This window comes from Vibrio genomosp. F10 str. 9ZD137 (genome assembly GCF_049974785.1).
Lineage (GTDB): Bacteria > Pseudomonadota > Gammaproteobacteria > Enterobacterales > Vibrionaceae > Vibrio.
This window is the reverse complement of the sequence record NZ_JBNGCJ010000806.1, coordinates 1-1,934: the sequence shown is the minus strand read 5'-3', so window position 1 is coordinate 1,934 and position 1,934 is coordinate 1. Positions and strand designations below refer to the sequence as shown.

The 1,934-nt window shown below is 39.8% G+C and carries 3 protein-coding genes; 1 reads left to right on the top strand and 2 read right to left on the bottom strand.

The genetic code is table 11. The annotated features are described in order from the left end of the window. The coding region (locus ACP45E_RS18530) for a putative sulfate exporter family transporter (protein ID WP_141707417.1) at positions 1-384 on the top strand (384 nt) is incomplete at its 5' end. A gap of 106 nt (positions 385-490) precedes the next feature. Here the strand turns inward: ACP45E_RS18530 and ACP45E_RS18525 are convergent. Next, positions 491-679: a hypothetical protein gene (locus tag ACP45E_RS18525; protein ID WP_017036944.1), complete on the bottom strand. Its 189-nt coding sequence runs from the start codon at positions 677-679 to the stop codon at positions 491-493. A 118-nt stretch (positions 680-797) separates the two neighbouring features. After that, positions 798-1,679 (bottom strand): LysR substrate-binding domain-containing protein, encoded by an 882-nt coding sequence (locus ACP45E_RS18520; RefSeq protein ID WP_017034020.1) that lies wholly within the window; start codon positions 1,677-1,679, stop codon positions 798-800. Positions 1,680-1,934 lie beyond the last annotated feature (255 nt).

The window sequence follows — 1,934 nt, the reverse complement described above, 5'->3', positions numbered from 1 at the left end:
GTTGTCGGAGCCGCTTCTGCCTACGGAGAAGAGGCGCTGACAACTGCAACCACCCTCAAACTGGCGAGAGCTCTTTGGATCGTGCCTGTGGCATTGGTAAGTGCGTTGATTTTTAGCAATGAATCTAAAAAAATCACCATCCCTTATTTCATTGTGTTCTACTGCGTAGCGATTTTTGTCAGCGACTTATTGCCACAGTTTGAAGATATCTATCAGGGGATATTTGCTTTAGCAAAGCAAACTTTGGTGCTGTGTCTTTTCTTAATTGGGTGTGGTATTTCAGTGGAGAAGCTCAAAGCTGCTGGGCCAAAACCTCTACTCTATGGCATTGCACTGTGGGCATTAATATCCACAACGTCACTTGCATGGTTAATGCTAACGTAAGGATGAAGGGCTTTAAACGGTGTTTGAACATCATGCTTTTAACATACTGTTTAAACATCGTGCTTTAAAACCTGAGGTAACAACAACAGTTGGATGACAGTAAGATTCAAAGCTCTTCTGCTTCTATTTTCACTTTAGATAATGTCACTTTGTCGCTTTTCTTACGCTTTACATTAATAACAAGCCCAACCACACAAAGAAAGGCCGACAATTCCGCCAATGATCGGACTAACCCTTGTGTGTTTATCGCAACCGTAACCAATATAACCACGGCACTCAATAAAACAGCTTTCATCCTTCTACCTATATGCACTTTCAATCCATTAATACGTTCTATTATGAGTTGTCGCTATATAGAGAAGAAATGATGTTTTGGACTAGGTAATACCAAAATTAACTAAGTTCAGAACTTGCTAGTTCAAATATCCTTCAATCCAGTTGATGAAGGTGCGTATTTTGGGTCGGTTTTCACTGCCTAAAGGGCACAGCAAATCATAACCTAAGTGTGTATTCATACTAGGGTATGGTGTAACAAACTCGCCCGAATCAATCCTATCTTTGACAAAATGATAGCGGCCCATAGCAACACCAAGGTGACTTCTTGCCGCTTCAATCGTCATAATTCGCTGACTGACGCTGTAAAACCGTTCAAAGACATCAATATCTAGATGATTCTCGTTTATCCATCGCTGCCACGCGTTTGAGTCAGACGCATGAATAAAGTTGATTCGTTTTAGAGACTCTAATCCATCTTCATAAATATGATGCTGCTTAGCATACTCAGGGGTACATACTGGAATATACATTTCACCAAATAGCCGCTGTTTATGCACGTTCGGGGAGTCATCGGCAGCAAAATAGATAGCAACATCAGCATGAGTACTATGGAATTCTTGCTGCTGCTCATGAGCAAATATATTTAAGTTAAATTTAGGGTATTTTGCTTTAAAGTCACCCAAACGAGGAATTAACCAGCCATTGGCAAACGCATTCGATGTAGCGATGCTAATCTCACCAATCATGTCAGTCGTATTAATATCATTAATCTCAGAAAAAATACTGTGCAGAGACTTAGACAGCGTTGTATGAAATCGCTTACCTTCTTCGGTCAGCTCTAACTTACGTGTCCCCCTAATAAAAAGCTGAAAGCCCAACTCTCCTTCCAGTACTTTTATTCTATGGCTTACAGCACCTTGTGTAAGGTGTAATTCTACGGCTGCCAGAGTAAAGCTCAGCGTTTTAGCTGCGATGTTAAATGTATGCAGATTTCTTAATAATAATTGTTGATTTGCCATTATGCCCCCAGGATATCATCCACATATAGATTAAATTTTTTAATTCATAGTACTCTTAATTTAGTTTGTTCGCATCACTAAATAAGCTTCTAATACTCTTCGATTTAAGCACATAAACTAGAGAGGACTCTTAGTCCGCTCACCACATAATTATTAGTTTCAAACAAAATTTAGGGGTATACATGAATATTCTTGGGTATATGCAAAAAGTAGGTAAAGCGCTGATGGTGCCAGTTGCTACCTTACCAGCTGCAG